This window comes from Paenibacillus sp. SER-28, assembly GCF_052906305.1.
In genome coordinates, this window is record NZ_JBRECM010000003.1 from 176552 (window position 1) to 198404 (window position 21853).

The window sequence follows — 21853 nt, forward strand, 5'->3', positions numbered from 1 at the left end:
ACCATCACAAAAGACGTGTTCTCATTACAATATTTGAAACACCGGGCGATCTTCAATAAAGTGTACCGGGAGCATTGGAAATTGAGCGGAAAGTACATCTGCGAGATACTTCATCCCAGGTGCTTCACTTTCAGCATGTCCCAGCATGATAAGTGCTTTACTTTGACCTTGATAGACGGCATCTTTAACATATTCTGGTGTTTCCCATTCTGGGCCTTCACCGGCAATGACTAAATCTACATTTTCATTTAGAAATAATGGAATGGCTAGATCACCATCTCCCCTGTATCCTACTGAGATTCCCACTCGTTCACATGGCATGGAAACCTCACCAGCCACCCGTACATAACGAATATGTAGTTTAGCTTTAATATATTCAGCGATCTCCTGAACTTCCATAACCGGAATAGTCAAAATGGCGGCCGTCGGCTGCTGCTTCACAATGTAGTTGTGCCAGTCAAGCGCCTGAAGTAGCCCAACCATCACTCCATCCGGTTGATAACGATGTATGGCGTCATGAAACCGATAAATGCCTATACCTGCATCGGCAATGAGGCGAGATTTTTGCAAAAAAACAGGATCATGTAGTAAACATTCATGCATCCTCTGATGACTATAAAAGATGCCTTCATGCGTAATGATAAAATTTGCACCTAGAGAAATAGCTTGTTCTATCACATACTGCGAAGCGGAGAAAGCGGTTACAATTCCGTGTACCTCAATATCTATAAATCCTGGTTCCAGCAGATCTACGGTGGTGTTGGGTATGCTTATTCCCTTGGTCAGATGATTCACAACCTGCCCCATAGTCATGGTCATACACGTTCCCTCCTCATGGATAAGGTATATCAATTGTACCATTTTATTTCAATCATAAGTGCTATTCTTTCTAGCAAAACAGCCAGTTCCAAAGGAGCCAGCTGTTTTACGAATGGTTCTATTATTTATACAGAACCCCTAAAATGGAGTCGATTCGTTCTTTTGCCCCTTGCCAGGATGTCATGACGGGGAACTCATATTGCTCTCTTGCTCTCAGATTCCATGGATGAGGAATGCAAAGCACCTTTTTCCCCGCCTCTAGCGCAGGCACTAAATTATGAGGACCATCATCAATCAGGAGATCATAGTTAATCAGGTTTTTTCGTTTACATGGGAAAAAGTTCTCAATCGGAATGAATGGCATATGTCTTTGAAGCCAGTTCCATTTCTCTACGACGGTCTTGGGTTCTGCCGCTGTCACAATAATGACATCAAAAGCATTGCAAAGCTTTTCCATTTCTTCTACAACATACTCGTCAAATAGTTCAAGTTCCTCAAACAAACCCGGTCGTCCATAAAATACATCAAGCGTGCTCTTTGGATGACGTAGATGATCGGTGTTCCAATCTAACATCTCTTCATACCGAAGCGGATGAGTGGGAAATTCACTATTGTTATGGTATATGGCTCGTTTGACGAGATGACAGATGGTATCGTCCATATCGACTGCAATGATTGGTTTTCTCATCAGCTTGCCCCTATTCACTCTGGTAAAATTTTTCATAAGAATATCATACTATAATTTAATATCGTGGTGAAGCTTGGGTATTGCTTCCGATAGATCTCACCTTTGTTCAAGATAATCAGCTAAGTAGAACGTTAGGTTTATCTACATAAGACAGGCATACTAAAGCAAAACTAGTTAGGTTATTTTTATCTTAAAAAAACTAAATTACAAATAAATATCGAAGGAATACACCTTAATAGAAGCAACGAGCACAATAAAATCATAGAAAAATCACACATAAATAAGTAATCTATGTGTCTGCATTTCAAAAGCAAAAAAATAGCTAAAAAAATCAATTGCATAACAAAAACACAAATGATAGAATAACAAAAAAATAACTATCGCCAAAAATGAAAGCGTTTTATATTGTGTTTAGCTTACTGCTGTGTACATACTTACATACCTACTTCTTCTCTATATAGCAGAAAGTTGAATAATATATTTAGGGAGGTAAAAAAATGAAGGTATTGTTAAGAAAAGCATTATTGTCTGGACTCGTCGGTGTGCTTATCATGATTGGTTTGGGGGGATTCTTCTCCAAGGCACAAGCTGCTTCAGGATTTTATGTAAGCGGTACCAAATTGTATGATTCTACAGGCAAGCCGTTTGTTATGAGAGGCGTCAATCATGCTCACAGTTGGTACAAAAACGATCTTTATACAGCTATCCCAGCAATTGCCCAGACAGGTGCTAATACCGTCCGAATTGTCCTTTCTAACGGAAACCAGTACACCAAGGATGACATTAATTCCGTGAAAAATATGATCTCTCTCGTCACGAGTTACAAAATGATTGCTGTGCTTGAAGTTCATGACGCTACGGGCAAAGACGACTACGCGTCTTTGGATGCAGCTGTGAACTACTGGATTAGCATAAAAGATGCTCTGATCGGCAAGGAAGATCGGGTTATCGTAAACATTGCGAACGAATGGTATGGTTCTTGGAATGGAAGTGGTTGGGCTGATGGATACAAGCAAGCGATTCCCAAGTTGAGAAACGCAGGTATCAAAAATACGCTCATCGTCGATTGTGCCGGATGGGGACAATATCCTCAGTCTATCAATGACTTTGGTAAATCTGTATTTGCAGCTGATTCTTTGAAAAATACGGTATTCTCCATCCATATGTATGAGTTCGCGGGTAAAGATGCTCAAACTGTTCGAACCAATATTGATAACGTTCTGAATCAAGGACTTCCGCTGATTATTGGTGAATTTGGCGGTTACCATCAAGGAGCAGATGTCGACGAGACAGAAATCATGAGATACGGACAATCCAAAGGGATAGGCTGGTTAGCCTGGTCCTGGTATGGTAATAGTTCCAACCTTTCCTACCTTGATCTTGTAACAGGACCTAATGGCAATCTGACGGATTGGGGAAAAACTGTAGTTAACGGAAGCAACGGGATCAAACAAACATCGAAAAAAGCCGGTATCTACTAAAAACACATTAAGAAAATAAAAAAGACTCATGTATTCACTGGCTGATTACTTTATGTAGATTATTCTGGAAAAGAATCACCATATAACCTTCTGGGTTATATGGTGATTTTGATTTCATATACAGGCACAAGGTTAACCGAACCGATATCTACGATACGTTCCTTTGTCGCCTCGTTCCAGCCCGCCATAGTCGTATTGCTGTTGAGAACCTTACCCTTTCGAATGGGGGAAATATATACGTACAACCCTTGCTCGATGAGCCGATGTTCAAATGCTTTCAAACCTATTTCCCAGGTCGTATGGTTGCAGAAATTATCATTGATCAGTTCACCATCCATAAAAGCATAACCGATATCTCCAGTATAATCGATACGCAGCAGAGCCTCCTTGATTCCATGAAACGCATCTGTTTCGAAATCAATAGTAAATTTATCTTTATTTACCCTTTTCAAATTGAAATGGATTTCTTTCTTAGGAGCCTTTAAACGATGCGTTTTGAATAATTCACTTTCTGTTATTTCAAGCAGTTCTCCACCGGAAATAGATGTGAATGAGGCGTCAAAATCCGGGAATACACTCAGGGTTACCACTTCTTGGTCCGTTGATTCCAGCCTTAGATCGCCCTCAGATACAAGTACATTGGCATTTGTCAGCATCACTCTGTCGCGGCCTTGCATGTTCACCTTCCAAAATGTAAGACTTTGCTCATCAGTCATCGTGTAGATGGCAACTTTTTGGCCACTTTCAGATACCAAATGGATGAGACTATCCTCCTCTTCAGCAACCTTAATGATCGTGTTCCCATCGAATTGCTCTATCGAACCTTTGTCGATTGTGGCACTGATGATATCTTGTGACTCCATTGCATACGTTCCTTTCATGCCCTCTGGTACAAAGAAAAAATAATATACTTCTCCATCTTCTTCTATCCTTGTTATCAGCTGTGCCGTAGCATATTTAAGCATTATTCCATCTAAATTAAAGTTAAATGGCAATATGGCGAAGCTATCACGTCCTAACGTCAGTTCACCTTGACTAGGAATTACAATCGTTTCCTCGGGCAGCTCAATGCTCACATTAAAATCGCACAGGTCGTCATTTTCGACATGGTCTTGGAAATTATTTAGAAATAGGTACCCCGATCCATTACTAGAGCGCACTGCATATCGTAACGTTTCCACATCATAAGGGTCCATCTGGGACGTATCCCCTGGCAGAATTGTCTTTGTTAGTGAGAATTGCTTTTGGAACGTTGAAAAAAAGTAATGCTGCAGCTTTGTTCTTTGGTATGACTCCCTTACTTGACCGAATTCGCCGATCATGGCGTTGAAATCATAGGATATTTTGGGTGTAGCTAGATCATTTGTATATGGGTTAACCTGACCTCGAGGATTGGAACCCCCATGATACATGTAGTATCCGATCAGGTTACAGCCTTCTGCAACCTTCATGACAGTCATCGCTGGAACACTACGGTAGGGAAAGGCGAACCGATATTTATAAAACTGAACCATGCCGCCACCCATTTCACAGCAAGCGTACGGATAGTCTTCAGGGGCATATTGAGGCTCAAAATTGTAGCTCTTTGGAATCTTGTTATTATGCTTGTCTCGGAAAATGTATTCCGGTGTCGCAGGATGCTCTTCCATCCCTTCCAATCGTCCCTCTTCGTAGTAGATCCATGGCCAATAGGCATACCCGCCCCATAATGGCAGCATATCAGGGACAGGAGTTGTTGCTCCTCCCCATCCTGTGCACGTATAGATCGGAGTATCAATCCCCGCTTCCAGAGCTATTTCTTTAAGTTTTAACATATGCGAGTTACCGTCACTTCCGCTGTTTAACCACATATCATTAATTCCTACAGTCAACGCCCACTGGGCAGATGAATGATGATGTTCGTTTTCGATTTGGGTGCCGATAATCGGCCCCCCTTCCTTATATAGCAGCCCTTTAACCTGGGCACCGATTTCGTTATACAATCTTCTCGTATAGAACAGATACCCCTCATCATTAGAACGAACCTCAAATGGTCGACCAAATAACCAATCCGGCATACCACCGTTTCGAATTTCCCCATGATTGAAGGGTCCGATCCGAATAATGGAGTATACCTGATGTTTGCCGCACAACTCGATGAAACGACGAAGATCCTTGTTCCCACTCCAATTAAAAATACCTTCAACTTCTTCATGTAGGTTCCAAAAAATATAAGTGGCAATGATGTTTACGCCGCCCATTTTTATTTTAATAATTTCGTCTTCCCAATAGCGTTCATCATAACGGGCATAATGGAATTCACCACAAATACCGAAAAAGGGCTCTCCGTCCTTCTCCATAAAATAGTTGGTGAATCCGATTTCCTCTCCTTTTGGATTGGTGCCGCCAAGTTTGATATGTCCTTTAACAATTCGTTTTTGATCGTCTTTGACTGTAACCCGATAGTTTCTCATGGAGTTCACTCCCCTCACTCGTTAATCTGAATTCAGGATAAATTGATTCCACTTGCGCTGCCAAGCGATATCATTCCAGAATGGATGATGGGGAGCACAGTTAGAGCAGAGGGTCATTCCCCAGAACCCAAGTGCCATTCCTTTTCGCAACACATATTCAGCGATAAATTTACCGATTGGGCCTTCTTCAAATTGGGCATACAGCGGCGTGTAGCCTACATAACCTTCTCCTATGACAATCGGAATGCCGGAATGACGTGTCCATTCATGAATCTCTTCCAATCGGGAATCGGCCTTCTGCAACATGGCAATTTTATGGTCTCCATACCGATCGTACAAAAATAAATCCCATTGATCGGGATCTACCCAGTCGTGCAAATAAATAAGCCTCATGCCGACTGGATTGCCTTCCATCCGCCAATTCTCCTCCAGAGGCAGGCTCCACTCTGCAAATGGAGGAGCGTCTTCTCTTAATAGGGATTGTACGAATGGATTGGGGAACGGCGCCAACTCATCATAAAGCCCTGCGGCTTCCATAAGCTCATTGAGCACTCCTTTAATATAAAGATGAAAATGGGCAACCTGCATATTGCGCGCGACGTAAGCTTTAGGGTAGGCTTCATTTAACGTATAACTGGCGGTCATCATGATATCGGGATGACATTGGCGGAGATATCCAACTGCTTCTTCTACGTAGGGCTGCATGGCTTCAATAAGCGCTGGTACATTCGTTTCGGCTATGCCTTCAGACGTTCCGACGGCGTTTAACTGCCCAAATTCCACTTCGTTATGCAGCTCTGTATAGATAATCTGGTTCCTATAGCCTTCTGCTGTGACGAAACGGATCAACTGATCCATTGATTTTGCAATGGCCATGAATCTCTCCTTAGGGGGAATTGCAGCTAATTCATCTCTAAGCCCAGCATGAGCCAGAAAGCTGGGACTCTGCTGATATTCCCAAGAGGATAACATAATGTAACAGTTATGAGCCTTAGCTTGTTTAAACAGTTCAAGTAAATGAGCATGCCCGTCCAGCACTGCGCCGCCACGACAGTTATACCAACGCGTACGCTGGCCTACTTCCCCAAGGTTAGCAAACTCCAAGGGACCGGGACGTTTGCCATCCGCAGTAAACAACATGTATGGCATAGCACATATTCGGATCGTATTGTAGCCTCTTTCGACCGCTTCTTTAAAACGGGCTTCAAGATCGCTGTAGGGCTCACCTTCCTGTGTCATTGTATACCAGGAGAAGTCCCACATGGTGATCGTCAATTTGCGCGGTAACTTTCTCATGCGATTATTCATTTGATTTCCCCTCCCAGTCCCAGTCCATATGGTTCAATGCTCCTTGATGGTTAGCTTCTAGCTTAAGCACCGATTCAAAATGCAAGATAGCTTCGTCCTGTCGCCCTAATCCAAGCAAACCAAGTGCCTTCATATAAGTACAATGAACCTGATTACGAATATTCAGGTCATCTTCAAAGATGAGAAAGTCGGGTAACGAGACCGCGAAATAATCCATTTTCACGGGTTCAAATAAGTGTCTTTCGGCGTAATCAATGAGCTTGTTGAATCGACGCATGCCTTCCTTCGCATAGCCAAGTTTCTGCCAGGCCAATCCTTGGTAAAATATCATATCCGGCTGCTGATCGTTATAATACATGGCGTTAATGGGTTCCCCCAGTCCTTGAGAGGCCGTGGAAAAGGCCTGCCTTGCCTCATCTGTTAATTTCAATAGCTCATACGCACAGCCCAAATAATAGTAAATATCGTTATCTTGGGAACCCTCTAGCTTACCTTCGCCAAGATTCTCTGGATACACTAAAGCCTCCCGCAGCCCTTTTACAGCCTGTTCAATCCGTCCAGACCTCAGGTCGGACTTGGCAAGCTCTACCTTGGCAAGCCTATACTGTCCAGTTACCTTCCCCTCTCCGCCTTCCCATGGATGAAATATTCTCCCTGTCAGCAAGGACAAAGCTACCTTATGCTGCTTCATCGTATTGTGAACGGTTACATATTCCAAAAACAGATCATCGCGAAGCTTTATGATTCCCGGATAACTCTCCATTAGGTTCAATCTGTCGTTGGGCCTGATGTTCAGCTTCTTATACAGCTGGTCAAGCTCATAAAGAACACGCGCGTCTGAAGTATTGCACGCAAAGGCCTGCTCTAACGAATGGCGTGCCTTCTCTACTTGGCCCTGTTTGTTAAAATATCCAAGAGCAAGATTACGGTGAACAACGGGGTAAGTATCGTCAATAGAACGAGACGTTTCCCAGCTGGAAATGGCATCCAGATGCCGTTTCTTATCATAGAGTAAATTACCTAAGTAATAATGCGCCTTTCCGTCCCCCGGTCTCGTTCGAATTGCAAATTGTAACACATCCAACTCAAACAGACTGTTAGGAAAGCAGTAGTCGGGTACTGCATCTGCGGCCTGAGCGAGAGCATTGTTCACCTGCTCATGCTTGCCGATTTTAGCATAGCAGAAGGCCTGAACGTAATACAGCATAGGGTATGTTTTCGCCTGCTCTGGAGCTTCTTCCAGCACACATGCTGCATCCTCATAGAGTCCCGCCGCCGCATAGTCCGATGCTACCGCTATATAATTATGCACATCTCCACGCATCCATTTTCCCAGCTCTTCGAGGACCGTTTTAGCATCATCTCGTAATCCGAGAGCCTCTAATGATAATGCTTGCTCACGGTAAGCTCCAAAATCGGCGATATCGAGCTTCATCGTTTCCTTGGAGAAGGCTATTGCCGCTTCGTAGCTGCCGAGCTTACGAAGAATAGCCGACTTCAGGTTGCGTGCTTTGTAATTGTGAGCATTGCGGATGATTGAACGCTCCACGAGCTCCAATGCTTCTTCATAGTTCCCTTGTTCTGTCGCAATCTGTGCCAGTGAGAAATATCCGCTGTCTTGCCATGCTGCACTCCATACTGATTTATAAAATGCAGCGAACGCCTCATCCAACCGCTCTTGGTGTTTTAGCGACAAACCAAGCTGGTAGTAGGCCTCACCGTCATAGGGATTAGAGTTACGCCAGGTTACCCGCGAGATGGCTTTACGAAAGCACTCTTCACTTTCTGAATACAACCCTCTACGAAGAAGCAACGTACCATATGCCACATTTATGCGGCTGTCATTTTTATCTCTTTTCAAGCCCTCAAGATAGTACGCCTCGGGTTCAAAGGTAGCATGACGGTATTGCTCCAAATGTTGTCCTGCTAAATACAATTCTTCGTTCGTTCTTAATTCCTCCGGTTCTGGCAGGGCGGCGGCGGCGGCCGGCATCTGTTCAACGTCCTTTTTCTTCGGCTGGTAGCTAATCAGCTCCCTTCCGGTCGCGTCTTTGACGGTTAAGCATAGTTCATAATCCTCATCCTCAGCCAAAATAACTGTCTTCTGTATAAAGGCCTTATTAGGTGTCAGATCTAAGGTTTCTTTAATATAAACTTTCCGCTGACTGCGTAATTCCACAACAGCCTCACGATATGACGAAGTTACATAGACTCCAATCTGTGCTGTCCCTTCGCTGCGATTTAATTCCAGATTAACGGCTGCGTCAATTGAAGCGTTTTTGACCATACCAATATGTTTGTAAGGCATAAAATACTGCGAGAACGATTTTTCTTCATACGGCTGAAGCCAAGTGAAATCTGGTTGGTTATCGGTATATACCCCTGTCATCAACTCGATGTAGGGACCATCTTCGTCTGTTAGATTCCGGTCCCATGCTTGGCCGAATTCGCCCTTTCCCCATGTCCATTGCTTTTTTCCAGGAGAGATGTGATGGTTGGCCACATGCAAAAGCCCGGCTTGTTTCATATGATCGTAACCACCTATGAAATTGTAATCCGATTTATAGGTCATATATGAAGTGGGGACAGGAATATTTTTGTATCGGGAGATATCTACACCTTCAGAATAATCCATTTTATAATAGGTGCCTGTAGCGACCGGGAAACGGGATACATCACGCTTTCCGTGATCGAACACAGCTGATACGTCTGGAGGAAAAACAGATTGTGTGTGCTCATGTACCGCTACGGCTGGATTGGCCCACCATAGAAACGTTTGAGGCTCGGCAGTCCGGTTGTATAGCTGGGCCTCAACTTTAAGGTATGCTTTATCCGGTTGTAGTGTAAAACCAGCTGTTACTTTCGTGCCGAACATACGATCAATTTCGCTCACCCATACCGTTGCGCTTCCGTCGTCATGTTCTTCCAACTTGTATTCAACGGGTCCATAAGTGTTGGGACGGTGATGCTGCGGCCAGTTGAACTCAATCCCTCCAGATATCCACGGCCCCAATAAGCCCACAAGTGCTGGTTTGATGACCCTGTTATAATATACAAAATCGTAACCGTTGGTCTTGTCGACCGCACGATAAATGCGGCCTCCCAGCTCTGGCATGATCTCAATGCGCAAATATTTATTTTCCAGAAAAACCATTTGGTAATTTTCAAGTTTCTTCTCATCCTCAATTTTATCAATTACCGGATGCGGGTACACTCGACCGGAGCTTCCCTGGTAGACACGTTTCTCCAGAAACATTGGATTTTTGTCGGGTTTGCCAATTCCATACGTGGGGATCTGCACAGTTTCCTCCCACACGCGTGTCCTAGCGTCGAAAATGCTCAATTCCATCACTCCCTCATAGTCGCCCTTATATTCAGAGCTTACAAGTAAGCGACATTACAGACAATTGACAATCCACTGTTTATGATGGATTATATACGTATTTCATCATTAGAGCCGCCTAAGGCTAGGAGATGGATAGATTATGAATAAGAAAGCTGATGGATTTGAGGGTGAAAAGTTATATGTCCTTCCACCCTATATGCTGGATAAATTAAATTTGAATCCGCTTACAAAAAATCTATATATTACGGATATAGGCTGCTTCAGCCATGCCCGCCATCATTTTCGTGAAAGAATGCACGGATGTGACTCTCATATATTCATCTACTGTGCCAGTGGAAAAGGTTGGATACGAACAAAGGATGGCCTAACGATTGACATGACGGAGCGGAGCTTTGCGTACATTCCCAGGGACATGCAGCATGCTTATGGGGCTGACGATGGAGATCCTTGGACGATTTACTGGTTTCATCTTAAAGGGGACCAAGTTGATGACTTTATGGCATTATTTGAACCTTTTAAAACGTATATTTCGATGGCCGCCAGTGATGAAGTCAAACTACTGGAGCTATTTCATCAGTGTTACGACCTTTTACTGAATAAATCATACTCCATCATACATTTAGTTCAAGTATCGCAAACTGTCCGTTATCTGCTGAGTTTTGTTGTATCCGTTGCATTTCGCAAGGAAGACAGTACGTACCAGAGTCATGTGGATAAAGCAACACGCTATATGAGTGAACAATTGGAATCCACCGTTTCGCTTGAGGAGCTTAGTCGGCATGTTCAGGTATCCAAGCAGCATCTGAACTTGATATTCAAGCAATCCACCGGCTACTCTCCTGTCGATTACTATTTAAGAATGAAGATACAGAGGGCCAGTCAGCTTTTAGATTTGACGAATGCTTCTATTAAAGAAATTAGCATACAACTCGGTTTTAGGGACCCTTACTACTTCTCCAGACTATTCAAAAAAATAATGGGCTGCTCTCCTTTGGAATACCGAAATAATTTGAAGGGTTGATCTATGTTCATCAGGAGCGTTCAAATTTGCCTCTATCGGGCTGCCGCAAGGTCACAGATCATTTACGAATCGGGGGTGCAAGGTCTATACTTAAGGTTAAAAAAGGAAGTTTTGTATGCTCCTCACGTTGAATCGTAGACTAAATGCAGCTATGCCGCTAATTACACCAATCAGCATTCTAATTGGCGTCCTAATCGGTACGCCGTTGTCAGAATATACCGAACTCTCTCCCTGGCTGTTTGCATTCATGACCTTCGCGGGCAGCATCAGTATGGGGTTTAAGGATTTTGTCCATGTGATAAAGCATCCTGGTCCGCTGATCGCCTGTCTGTTTATTCTTCACCTGGCCATGCCGCTTCTTGCCATGATGCTGGGGCATCTGGCCTTCAATGATGATCCTTATACGATCACTGGACTTATTCTTGGTGCGGCTATCCCTACGGGCATTTCCAGCTTCGTGTGGGTCAACATCTATAAAGGCAACACGGCGCTGACATTGGCGATCATTTTAATTGATACGATTTTGGCCCCATTTGCCGTTCCGGGCATCATGTCCCTGCTGATCGGAGCGGATGTGCAGCTCGATACCTGGGCGATGATGCAGAGCCTATTCTGGATGATTGTCGTTCCTTCGCTAATCGGCATGGTGTTGAACGAATGGACTAAAGGGAAGATCAAGCAGGTATGGGGACCTCGACTGGGCCCGTTCTCCAAGCTGGCTATGGCTCTTGTCGTAATGATTAACGGATCTGTCATCGCGCCTTATCTGGTCGATTTTAATCTCAAGCTTGTCGGAGTATGCCTATCCATAGTCGTCCTTGCTTCCACTGGATATGCAATCGGCTATCTGATATCAGGACTGATGCGGTGGAATAATGCAGACCGTACGGCGCTTGTCTTTAACGGCGGCATGCGCAATATTAGCGCAGGAGCCGTGCTTGCCATCACCTATTTCCCGGCCCCGGTAGCACTGCCTGTTGTACTCGGGATGATTTTCCAGCAATCCACGGCATCTCTGGTCGGATTTCTGCTGAGTCGTCGCGACCGCGGCAATGCCAAGGAAAGGCGCAATACGGCCTCTGTTTCTTAAGCAAAGGAGTAGCGACGGTTCCAGATGATAAAACTCCTCCTATGAGGAGGAGTTTTGGAAGGGCGTTTCTATACGTACATGGTTGGAAGCCTAACTTAAATATGCATGCGCAATCATGTAAATGTTCACTTTCCAATCATAACATCTCTATCAAAGTCTAAAACAGCTTTTGCGTAAGATTTTGAAATTGTGACTTCACTCCATCTTTCTGAAGTTCTGATTGTAACACCTGATTAAAGGTTTGAAGTGCACGCTGGAATTTATTTTCACCTAATTCCGTAATCCGAGTATACACACCTCGTCGATCATCCTCGCATGTATGTCTTTGTAAAGCCCCGCAGTTTTTGGCTTCCATTCTCACTACGAGTCTCGATGTCGCACTTTGACTTAATCCCACCAATTCTTGAAGCTGCTGCAGTCGCAATTTTTTTTCCTCGGAATGGGATATAAAACTCAAAACATAAAACTCCTTCAAGGATAAATCATAATTTTGTAGTAGAGCTTGTTCTAACTTATCATTTAAAGTGGAATGGATGTGAGACAAAGACAACCATACATCCAAAAGTTCGTTTTCATGTTGCAAGTTTAGACCACACCATTCTATATTGAAGTATCTCCACTTAGTTTAACCTATTGTATCAAGCTTAAATGGAATGGTCAAAACCCCTACAATATTTTAAATATTACAATCCGTCACCACCGAACTAGTATGCAAATGTAGCATAATGATTCTCGTTTCAGAGCGTCTACTTTATTGACAGTAGTTCACCTTAACTATCGTCCACGGATATTACATGGTTATATCTGTTGTTGGTTGAATGACAGGTTCATTCGAAATTGGTATTTACCACAAAACCAGCATCTTCTAAATAAGGTAGGCTAAATCCGCTTAACCCTAGGAACATATTATTCAAGTGGTTAGGTAAAAATTATTTTACATAATTTTCCGCATTGGCAAAGTAAAGATTACTTCAAGTGGATCTTTACCTTCGAAAAAATCTTCATACAATTTTCTGACTTCCATCGAATCTAATTCTTCTCCTTGCATGTTGATTAACCTATCCAACTCTTCTAAAATACTTACTTCCTTTGATGACAACACCTTTGACTTAATAAGCGTGTCTTTCATATTAGGAAGTAACCCTCTTGGCCAGCAATCCTCATACACACCTCTGTATGAATCATATAGGAAAGTGATCTGACTTATTCCCGCATATTTCCGAACGTGTGGATGCACTAATAATAAAAATTGAGCGATGATTTCAGAACGCTGGCTTATATAGTAGGCCTCTTGTACTTCCTTCATTAAGTAAGATTTGGCTTCTACAGAATTAGCAAGATAATTGATGTACATTCTTGAGAGAACATTTATTAAGTGTTCTTTCTCTAAATTCTCCTCCAACTTCTTAATTATTTCTTTTTCACTAATCCCCGCTTGAATAAATCCTATTAAACAAGCTGACATCCCTTTCACATTAACAGCTTGTTCAGCTATACATAATATATATTTACCAAAAATTTCATTGAGGTAGTTTTCACTAAATGTGTAAATGTCTAAACATTCAATGATCGTTTCTATTAGTAAAGCTTGATCATACTTATCTTCTATATGTGGGAGAAGGCCTATCATATGTTCAACAAATTCTTTTCCATAATACTCTAGCAAGCTAGGATTATATTTTATATTTTCTAATAGAGCAAAAAACGTTTGATATTCTTTTGTATCATTATTTTGTGTTAGATATTTGAACAGCTCATTAATATATTTAACTTTCTCGTCCACCAGACTTTCTCCCCTTCTATTGTTAGTGTTACTTAATTTAACTTTTTACACGACTTTATATCAAGTTAATGGAAATAAAAAAAATTTAACCATATAAAACCCTGCGCCATTGTACTACATGCCACTCAATTCCTTTGGGAGTTTGCCTATAAATAATTCGCATTACACCTTTGTTTCCATATTCATCTTGTATATATACATAATTCCACCCTTTGTAATTCTGCCCATTGCGCCTATTATCAAGAACATGATCGTTTAATGCCTCTAAACGCGCTCTAGCACTTTCGTCACCCCGAGCTTGCGGAAAATCATATGCCAACTGTTATCGATTGAAATAAACCTCTTAAGAATGCCCGTATAGTACATCAAGCAAAGTGCATAACTTCACCAAACAATCAGGATTGTTTTCGATTTGAAGTGTGTACCTTCTTCATTTCTTTTGCCACCACGGTCGATAACACAAGTACAGGTGAGCCTCGTCCATACCTAATTCCAGTGGTAAACATACTCTTAATGGCGAATAACGAGCTTAATATCAAACCAATCCCGAAAGGACAGGGCTAGTTGATTGTAGAAGTTCACTGCCACTCCACGATATTCAATAGCAAATTTGTCTATTGAAATTTGTACGTCATTCATGCGTTCCCCCACAGGCAAAACTTTTGATGGATTTTCCGCTCGTTTATAGAAAGGTGGGAGTTAGCGGCTAGCCTTACCACATGACCTACTCTTTATGTAAACTGGTCGTCACCAGATTTCCTTCTTCGGAGTAACAATTGCGATAATTGTACCGTTCTGTTGCTGACAAAATCAAAAATGTATTCGTTTTAGCCGCCTCTACTTTCATTGTCGCACGATTTATCCTAAATGATGCGCGTTGTTACCTTCTCATCTTCCATATCGGGGCGGCGTATTGTACGGTTGCGATGAATTTTGGTAAAACCGCGAGAAAACGAAGGTAACAAAAAGACAGGTGAATTATGGTATTATCTGACCATAATCAACTTGTTCAATGTAAACGGAATAGCGTTATTTAGGTTATAAAATTAAAGCATTTTGATGTGCGTACAAACATAATGGAGAAATCTTTATACAAGTATTACATTGGTTATATGTTTTATGTGTTCTTGAATGAATAGATGACTTACTTGGCAGTGGGTGGGGTCTTTTTGAGAAGCCGCCGCCTGTATGTTTGTATTGTTCAGCATATAGCGGCGGATATAAAGAAACCACAACACGGGCGAATAGCCCGTGTTGTGGAGTTGTTAATAGTGTTTTTCATGAATTTACACAAAGCAATTAAATCTTTAACTTTTAAAAAATTTGAGATATTTAGTATTCTTTGGACTTCCAAAACATCTACCTTCTGATTTCCTATTGGCGATGATGAAAAATTCTTTCGCTGTTTCTAAATCACCTAGTTCGAAAGCAACTTTTCCAGAAATAAATTCCTTATCACCCGAATCTATGCGATCAAATCCAGTTAAAAATATTTTATCTGCCCACACCTTTGCTTTCTTAAGATCATTTATAATTAAACAAGTAGCAACGACATCCTTTACCAGATGATAGCTTTCTTCACAATATATACCCTTTGGGTCGGGTATTAAATTCCAAGCCTCTTCTAACAACAAAATAGAATCTTCATGATTACCATTATTAAATTGTTCATCACTTTTATTCACAAGACTTTCAAACTTTTCTTTGATAGGTGATTGCAAAGTAGCCATATTTATCCTCCTCAAATCATATCTTTAATCAATTCAAAATACTTATCATCTTCACTAAAAAAAATTTTATATCCTTCTAACATGTAAGTTCTTAATAGGTAGTCCTTAGCTTTATCAAGCTCCCCACACTCGAACAAACTCTCTCCAAGTCTCAGTAAAATAAATGGATTTGAAATCCCATCTGGACAGTTTAAAGCATTATAAAAATTATTTCTTGCCATTTCATAACTATTGTTATGAAAATAAGTGTCGCCTAACGCTGTATAAATCCATGTACTTGTTTCCCAGTTGTTCTTCGGTAACGGAACCAATTCCAGAGCGGCTGTATAGCTCTCAATAGCCTTAATAATTTGTCCTTTTTCAGTTAAAGCATTTCCCTCTTTACACAGTTGTAAAATTTGCTCATATACTTGATCATCTAGTTCCAATATCAGTTCCTCCAAATGATTATTTATCTGGTGGCAAATAGGTTTCATTTAACTTCGCACCTGCGGATCGGTTCAAACTATAATGATCTAACACATAATTATCGGAGTCAAGCATCCATTCCCTAACTTCTGGGGACTTTGCACCATAATATCTCCCCTTACTGTTCCACCATGAGACAGCGTCAGTTAGATGAGCCATATCTGCTTGATCTAGAGGATACCATTTTCCGTCACTTGCCATAAATTCCATATCTCCATCACGTGTTGTTCGAATTTTTGGTGGAACTTCTTTCTTCATTCGATCTATTACTTCTTTACCTGTTCTAGAATTTTTTCCAGGTGTATCCCCCATATACTCTAAACGTTTTGTGAGGCCACTTGGTTCAGGTAAACCTACTTCTTTGTTACTTGCATACCCCCCGTCAGGGCGGTGCCATCTTCCGCTTGTATCTTGATAATAACCCTCAGGAACATTACCCGTCCCCTTAGAAGAATGGCCCTCCTGTTTATGCGGTGATCCTCCTGGTGAAGCACCGTCATCTTTAGAATGCTTCTTTCCTTTCATTCCAACAATAAACGTTAATGCTGCATCTACTAACAAATGGGCATTTTCTTGTTTGGAGCTGTTTTTTACTTTTTCATAAGCAGCATCTGGATCCGTTATGACTTTAACTATTTTATCTGCTACGTCTTGTTTTCCTTGGAAGTTATCGGCCACCATTTGAAGAATATCTAGATTAGGAAAGTTACGTATTCGCTCCCATGTCGCCTCTACATTTTCATGAGCAGATTTTTTGATTTCATTGAGCACAATCCGCTCGGTCTTATCCAGGTCTTTCATAAAAGGACTTTCCCTATACGGCCCATACTCTTTTCTATAATCGTCAATTGAATTCAGAAAATCAATTAGATATTTCTTTTGTTCCGTCGTGTATCCTTTCATATCATCCCGATACTTGGAACTCATCAAAGCTCTGTCACTATATCGAAAATGATTCTCTGTCTGCCGTTGATGTTCCATCAATGCCACTATATCTGTGGAGAGATCCTGATTATTATAATAAGCATCCAGCGCCTTTTCAAACTGTTGATCCACATTTCTTTGATACCATCGTTCCCGTATATCAGAAGGAACTTCGCTATAGGCTTGGACGGAAGCCTGATTGACTCCCTTTACATAGTTGATGAAGTCATGTATGGATTGGATTTCTCCATACCCTCTGGCACTCGTCCATACCTTACCAATAAATCCCATCGTCGCATGCCGTTCACGAGCCCTCTGTTCCTCCGCGTGCGCATGTAAGGTTTGAGCAGCAACCTTGGCCGTCTTCCCCAACACCACTCCCCAACCATGGGAAGGGACGCTGGCAATCATGGACAATCCTGCTGCCGCATATTTAACTATGGATGACGGTCCAGAGGAAGCCACTTCGGAACGAATCGAAGCTATTTTTTGACTTGCTGCTTTCGGTATGGCACCCAATACAGGAATAGACGCAGCCACATCACATACTTTCTGAGCTAATCCCAATACACCATCGAGTAGACTAGCCTTCGGTGAATTGGGAGTGCTTGGGGTTGTCTTAACAGCTCCCTCGTCTTTACTTGTAACACTCGAATTGGAGTTTCCTCCTGTACTGCTGTTTGCTGCACTTTTCGCCGCCTGCGCCTCCGCATAAGCTTTCATAGACATTAGTGGTGGTTCCCAAATCGGTGCTAAATCTGCTACAAAAACCGGCCTTTTAACCGTGCCTTCCAACTGTACTTTAGCGGACCGTATATCCGTTTCTCCATCCAACACCAAGCTGCTGCTGCCCGCTTTGAAATAAATAGCCTCGGCAGCTTTAATATTCAGCTCCCCGTCTGCATGCAAGGAGAGCGTCTTACCTGCCGACAATGACAATTCATGTTCACTAACGACCTGAATACCCGAACCATTCATTGAAATGTGAACCTGTTCCGATTTAGCCGTCACCTTCAATTCACTGGCACTCAGTTTGATGTCCTTGCCATGAGGAGTCCCCCAATACTTGGTGGCTGGATCAGTGAGCTTGGGGGACGAGCTTCGCCCTTGTCGTATGGAACTTGCCGCATATCCATCCGCCTCCTGCTCTGTAGGGAAGCGGACAGATACTGTATCTCCTCGTTCCGGCATGACGTACCAACCGCTATGTCCTTCGGCGGTATAACTGCTGGCATATGGAAACCACCACGCCTTATCCCGATCTTGTTTTTCATCCACTGTAAGATGAACACGGATTCGGCCTGATTCAGCTTCAATTACACGTCCTTCGAGTGAAGCTCCTGTGAGGTGGGGGCACAAAATTTCTGTTTGCTGAATTCCCTGTTCGTGAACCAGTTCGTATTCGTGTAATAGCAACCCTTTCCGCAATTCAGAAGTGACTTCTGCCACCATCCATTGCTCACCATTCCAATTCGTGAGGTCTCCGGGCCTGGCAAGCGTTTCACTCTCCATCATGTAGCTGAATTCCGCTATCCTTTTCGGATCAAAACTACGTCGAGTACGGTAAACCGGATGCTTCATCTCAACGTACTGTCCCTCAGGCATACCAAACCAGAATTTAGGTCCATTCAATGAGATCTCTGGGATCAACACCGTACCAAACCGGGAAGCCATCCGTTTGAGAAAGGCCCAATCCGTCTCTCGATATTGTAAAGTAAATTCATGCAAGATAGTACTATCTGTTATGTTATCAATAACATCGGCCTGATTGTACTTCTGAATGATTTGCTTGATCAAATTTCCGTAGGGCATTAAGGTATCCTGATAAGACCGGGTTGCAGGTGTGATATCCAACTGAATCGTATGAGAAACGGCTTCAAGCTCCACATAATAGATGCCACGCACCATCCGTGTTTCTGCATGGACCAGTAAACCATGGAACAAAATGCGTTCAGGCTGACCATTCTCTGTTTTGGTACGGATAATGACCGGTTCGTTATCCTGATCCTGTTCTATGTAATGATCTCTCTGCTCTTCATCTAACCATCCACTGATCTTTAACCGGGCATGGTCATTTAATTTTCGTTCAATACGCAGTTCGCTTATCGTTTGAAGAGGATATGGACCTGTACATTCCAACTCCGTATACGTTAACAACTTTTGTGTGTGATTCAACTTGTACCTCCTTACTCCAGCGTCTGGCCATCGTCTGTAATCCGAATCATTCCCCCGTATAGGCACGCATTCGAGCATTGATCCAGCAAGGCTGGTTCTCCCTCCACAAGCACATCACTTTTGCCGCCGATCCAGGGTCCGGTGATGACCGGAACACAGTTCGCTTTTTTCACCCCGTAGATATCCACCATGTCACTGCTTTTGACCGCTGGATTAGCTGGACAGGAGCAACGACCGAAATTGCTGATATGGGTTCCTGGCAAGTAATCTCCAACGTTCATTTGCGCTTTCTCTTTTACATATACTCCGTGACTGAACGGACGTTTGAGACGTGTCGGTTGCGTACCAAAGCTACAGCTTAAGATCGCCCCAGCAACAACATATCCTTGTTTACTTCCCCGTCCAGCTTGAATAGGTTCCTTATCGGAATGAGACTTATTTGCCATTCTTCTATCCCCCCTTTCATTCCTTTCTTAGTTCGTCTTCACTTCACTGCCCAGAACATTTGTCATTCCGCCCAGCGATACGGTGCTGCCTTTGCTCGTCATTTGAATTTCATCCCCTGCTGTGATTTTCACTTTACTGCCGGAATGAATGGAGATATTTCCTCCTGCTGAGAAATGAATCTGTTTGTCGCTTACAATATGAATACCATCTTTCTCATTTAACTGTATATACACAGTTCCCTCCTTACTTGTGATTACAATTTCATCGGGAGTTAATTTGATTTCCTTACCGTGGGCCGTACGAAATAATTTGATGTCGGGATTAGCAAGTGCATGCTGCTCTACACTCTGATTCTTTTGGCGCAAAGATGTACTTGCCATGCCTTCTTCTTCCCGATGGGCAGGGAAATAGAGTAGCACGGTATCTCCCAACTCAGGCATCACGTACCATCCGCTATGTCCTTCCGCAGTATAAGGAGAAACATACGTGAACCAGTGGGCTTTCGTAGGGTCTTGAACGGCATCTATATTCAAATGTAATTTGATACGATCTCGCTCTACCTGAATGACTTTACCTGGTAAAGACAGACCAATAAGCTGTTCGTTAAAAACTTCCTTGTGCCTCAACCCCTTGTGAGAAGTTAAGGTATACACGTGCTGTAGCACACCCTTTTGCATGTGAGTATCTACCTTGTACACGTACAAGTTTTTACCTTTAAAAGTAACGGTGCTGCCTAACTCCAAAACTTGCTCCGCCTCAACCAGATAATCAATAAAATCATGCTCGTTTACATGTGCTGTATCATTGCCGTTAAAATAACGATAATCCGCGACTCGTTTACTGACGGTGTAATGATAATTCGTTAAATCAAGTCCTGACTGGGTCTCCGCAACACCAAAATAACACTTCGGCACATCAAACACTGAAGCAGGCGTGAGTGAAGTATGATAACGCGAAGCGATTCGCTTGAGGAACTCCCAATCTGTTTCACGATATTGGACCGCTATGCGACCTAAAGCTGCTCCCCCTGTAGCCGAATCAATAATGTCAAAACCGGGATAATCCCCACCTACAGCCCGCAGCAATTCCCCTACCTTCATATTTTTATCCTGAAAGGACCTGTCTTTTTTGCGAATATCCAGTTTATACGTGTGTGATATAGCCTCGACCTCCAGGTAATACACATCTCGGACAGCTTTGACTTCCATATGAAGTATCGTTCCGTTAAATAGCGGTGTTGGTGTTCCTGCCTCATCCAATTGTGATACACAAACCGGGGAATCGGCTTCGATCAATTGAACATAACTGTCCTGTAATTCTTCAGGTAAAATAGCTGTAAAAGAGAGCCGGGTGTGCTCATTCAACCGCTTGGTCATACGCAATTCCTGAATACTCACCAATTCAAATGGCGAAATTTGCAGCCGATCATATGTAATGTTAGTTAATGTCATAAGGGTTTATTTTCCTTTCGATCAGACTCGATTTTCAACGTTAGCAGCATACTACGGGCAACGGGCTTCCAAGTCACCATTTCTTCTTCCGTACAGTTAAACGCGCACATTAGCACCCGTCCTTCCAATACTGTAAAAAAAGATAAATTATACATACGTGCATTCCATACAGGCGTCATGAATTCGCAGTATCCTATTCGCTTCTCTCCTACCTCCAACACTTCATGGCCAAACCATTCGGTCAACTTCTGGGTTTGTTTTACCACCAGAGCCATCTCATCCGTAAAGTCCTCCAACTCTTCTGTTTGCAACGGGCTTTCGGTATGCTTGAAGGTTAAGTTAATCGTGCCTGCCTCATTAGTGAAAATAAAATCTGGGCGATGATGAGAAGGATATTTTAATAGTTGCTCATCAATTGGCATATCCCGAAAGCTCTTTGGCATTGTTATACTGATACGTTCATCCACTAAATACCGCTGAGCAAAAACCAAACTTTCCCCTGCAAGCTGCATGAATGTTTGTAATGTTTGCCCAAACGGCTCCTTCTCGTGTGCGTGACTTAAAGCTTCATCCTCAGTTAAGGATGGATTATTTTCGGCATTTTCTGATCTTACCGTATGTAGCAAAGAAACAATTTTCTTATCCAAATGTTCCACAAATATCTCCTCC

The 21853-nt window shown here is 42.6% G+C and carries 17 protein-coding genes; 3 read left to right on the top strand and 14 right to left on the bottom strand.

The features are described from left to right. Positions 1-24 precede the first annotated feature (24 nt). Both ACUYLD_RS10895 and ACUYLD_RS10900 read right to left on the bottom strand, forming a co-directional pair. Positions 25-819 (bottom strand): Nif3-like dinuclear metal center hexameric protein, encoded by a 795-nt coding sequence (locus tag ACUYLD_RS10895; protein ID WP_446675004.1) that lies wholly within the window; start codon positions 817-819, stop codon positions 25-27. A 121-nt stretch (positions 820-940) separates the two neighbouring features. Then, a complete protein-coding gene (locus tag ACUYLD_RS10900) occupies positions 941-1507 on the bottom strand; it encodes a 5' nucleotidase, NT5C type (protein WP_069291023.1) in 567 nt (188 codons plus the stop codon). A 497-nt stretch (positions 1508-2004) separates the two neighbouring features. Between ACUYLD_RS10900 and ACUYLD_RS10905 the strand changes: the two genes are divergently transcribed. Beyond that, positions 2005-2988, top strand: coding sequence for a glycoside hydrolase family 5 protein (locus ACUYLD_RS10905; RefSeq protein ID WP_250259500.1), 984 nt, complete (start codon positions 2005-2007; stop codon positions 2986-2988). Between the two features lie 95 nt (positions 2989-3083). Here ACUYLD_RS10905 and ACUYLD_RS10910 read toward each other — a convergent pair whose 3' ends face one another. The 3 genes from ACUYLD_RS10910 to ACUYLD_RS10920 are packed head-to-tail and all read right to left on the bottom strand — an operon-like array spanning position 3084 to position 10098. Continuing rightward, a complete protein-coding gene (locus tag ACUYLD_RS10910) occupies positions 3084-5441 on the bottom strand; it encodes a beta-galactosidase (protein ID WP_446675005.1) in 2358 nt (785 codons plus the stop codon). Between the two features lie 21 nt (positions 5442-5462). Beyond that, a complete protein-coding gene (locus tag ACUYLD_RS10915; RefSeq protein ID WP_446675006.1) occupies positions 5463-6749 on the bottom strand; it encodes a cellulase-like family protein in 1287 nt (428 codons plus the stop codon). Continuing rightward, positions 6742-10098, bottom strand: coding sequence for a DUF5107 domain-containing protein (locus ACUYLD_RS10920; protein ID WP_446675007.1), 3357 nt, complete (start codon positions 10096-10098; stop codon positions 6742-6744). The genes ACUYLD_RS10915 and ACUYLD_RS10920 overlap by 8 nt, the downstream gene beginning before the upstream one ends. Positions 10099-10234: 136 nt before the next feature. On the opposite strand from ACUYLD_RS10920, the gene ACUYLD_RS10925 reads away from it, so the two are divergent. Continuing rightward, positions 10235-11116 (top strand): helix-turn-helix domain-containing protein, encoded by an 882-nt coding sequence (locus ACUYLD_RS10925; protein WP_446675008.1) that lies wholly within the window; start codon positions 10235-10237, stop codon positions 11114-11116. Between the two features lie 115 nt (positions 11117-11231). Next, complete coding sequence (locus tag ACUYLD_RS10930) at positions 11232-12206, top strand: bile acid:sodium symporter family protein (RefSeq protein WP_061831106.1); 975 nt, start codon at positions 11232-11234, stop codon at positions 12204-12206. Positions 12207-12363: 157 nt separating this feature from the next. On the opposite strand, the gene ACUYLD_RS10935 is transcribed toward ACUYLD_RS10930, so the two are convergent. From ACUYLD_RS10935 to ACUYLD_RS10975, 9 genes are all read right to left on the bottom strand, one after another. Continuing rightward, positions 12364-12789, bottom strand: coding sequence for a MarR family winged helix-turn-helix transcriptional regulator (locus ACUYLD_RS10935; protein WP_446675009.1), 426 nt, complete (start codon positions 12787-12789; stop codon positions 12364-12366). A 351-nt stretch (positions 12790-13140) separates the two neighbouring features. Continuing rightward, entirely contained in the window at positions 13141-13989 is an 849-nt protein-coding gene (locus ACUYLD_RS10940; protein WP_446675010.1) for a hypothetical protein, read from the bottom strand. Between the two features lie 510 nt (positions 13990-14499). Further along, positions 14500-14628, bottom strand: a complete 129-nt coding sequence (locus ACUYLD_RS10945; protein WP_322161575.1) for a hypothetical protein — start codon at positions 14626-14628, stop codon at positions 14500-14502. A gap of 668 nt (positions 14629-15296) precedes the next feature. Then, positions 15297-15719, bottom strand: coding sequence for a hypothetical protein (locus ACUYLD_RS10950; RefSeq protein WP_322161576.1), 423 nt, complete (start codon positions 15717-15719; stop codon positions 15297-15299). 11 nt (positions 15720-15730) lie between these two features. Continuing rightward, positions 15731-16147, bottom strand: a complete 417-nt coding sequence (locus ACUYLD_RS10955; RefSeq protein ID WP_322161578.1) for a hypothetical protein — start codon at positions 16145-16147, stop codon at positions 15731-15733. A gap of 19 nt (positions 16148-16166) precedes the next feature. Further along, positions 16167-19286 carry a phage baseplate assembly protein V gene (locus ACUYLD_RS10960; RefSeq protein WP_446675011.1) on the bottom strand — a complete coding sequence of 1040 codons (3120 nt, stop codon included), beginning with the start codon at positions 19284-19286 and terminating at the stop codon, positions 16167-16169. Positions 19287-19297: 11 nt separating this feature from the next. Further along, positions 19298-19732, bottom strand: a complete 435-nt coding sequence (locus tag ACUYLD_RS10965; RefSeq protein WP_016818723.1) for a DUF4280 domain-containing protein — start codon at positions 19730-19732, stop codon at positions 19298-19300. Between the two features lie 27 nt (positions 19733-19759). Continuing rightward, positions 19760-21184, bottom strand: a complete 1425-nt coding sequence (locus ACUYLD_RS10970) for a phage baseplate assembly protein V (protein WP_446675012.1) — start codon at positions 21182-21184, stop codon at positions 19760-19762. Then, a complete protein-coding gene (locus ACUYLD_RS10975) occupies positions 21181-21840 on the bottom strand; it encodes a hypothetical protein (protein WP_446675013.1) in 660 nt (219 codons plus the stop codon). The genes ACUYLD_RS10970 and ACUYLD_RS10975 overlap by 4 nt, the downstream gene beginning before the upstream one ends. Positions 21841-21853 lie beyond the last annotated feature (13 nt).

Coding starts and splice junctions, on each gene's coding strand:
- ACUYLD_RS10895 (WP_446675004.1), bottom strand. CDS start 819: ATGACCATGACTATGGGGCAGGTTGTGAATCATCTGACCAAGGGAATA.
- ACUYLD_RS10900 (WP_069291023.1), bottom strand. CDS start 1,507: ATGAGAAAACCAATCATTGCAGTCGATATGGACGATACCATCTGTCAT.
- ACUYLD_RS10905 (WP_250259500.1), top strand. CDS start 2,005: ATGAAGGTATTGTTAAGAAAAGCATTATTGTCTGGACTCGTCGGTGTG.
- ACUYLD_RS10910 (WP_446675005.1), bottom strand. CDS start 5,441: ATGAGAAACTATCGGGTTACAGTCAAAGACGATCAAAAACGAATTGTT.
- ACUYLD_RS10915 (WP_446675006.1), bottom strand. CDS start 6,749: ATGAATAATCGCATGAGAAAGTTACCGCGCAAATTGACGATCACCATG.
- ACUYLD_RS10920 (WP_446675007.1), bottom strand. CDS start 10,098: ATGGAATTGAGCATTTTCGACGCTAGGACACGCGTGTGGGAGGAAACT.
- ACUYLD_RS10925 (WP_446675008.1), top strand. CDS start 10,235: ATGAATAAGAAAGCTGATGGATTTGAGGGTGAAAAGTTATATGTCCTT.
- ACUYLD_RS10930 (WP_061831106.1), top strand. CDS start 11,232: ATGCTCCTCACGTTGAATCGTAGACTAAATGCAGCTATGCCGCTAATT.
- ACUYLD_RS10945 (WP_322161575.1), bottom strand. CDS start 14,628: ATGAATGACGTACAAATTTCAATAGACAAATTTGCTATTGAATATCGT.
- ACUYLD_RS10950 (WP_322161576.1), bottom strand. CDS start 15,719: ATGGCTACTTTGCAATCACCTATCAAAGAAAAGTTTGAAAGTCTTGTG.
- ACUYLD_RS10965 (WP_016818723.1), bottom strand. CDS start 19,732: ATGGCAAATAAGTCTCATTCCGATAAGGAACCTATTCAAGCTGGACGG.
- ACUYLD_RS10970 (WP_446675012.1), bottom strand. CDS start 21,184: ATGACATTAACTAACATTACATATGATCGGCTGCAAATTTCGCCATTT.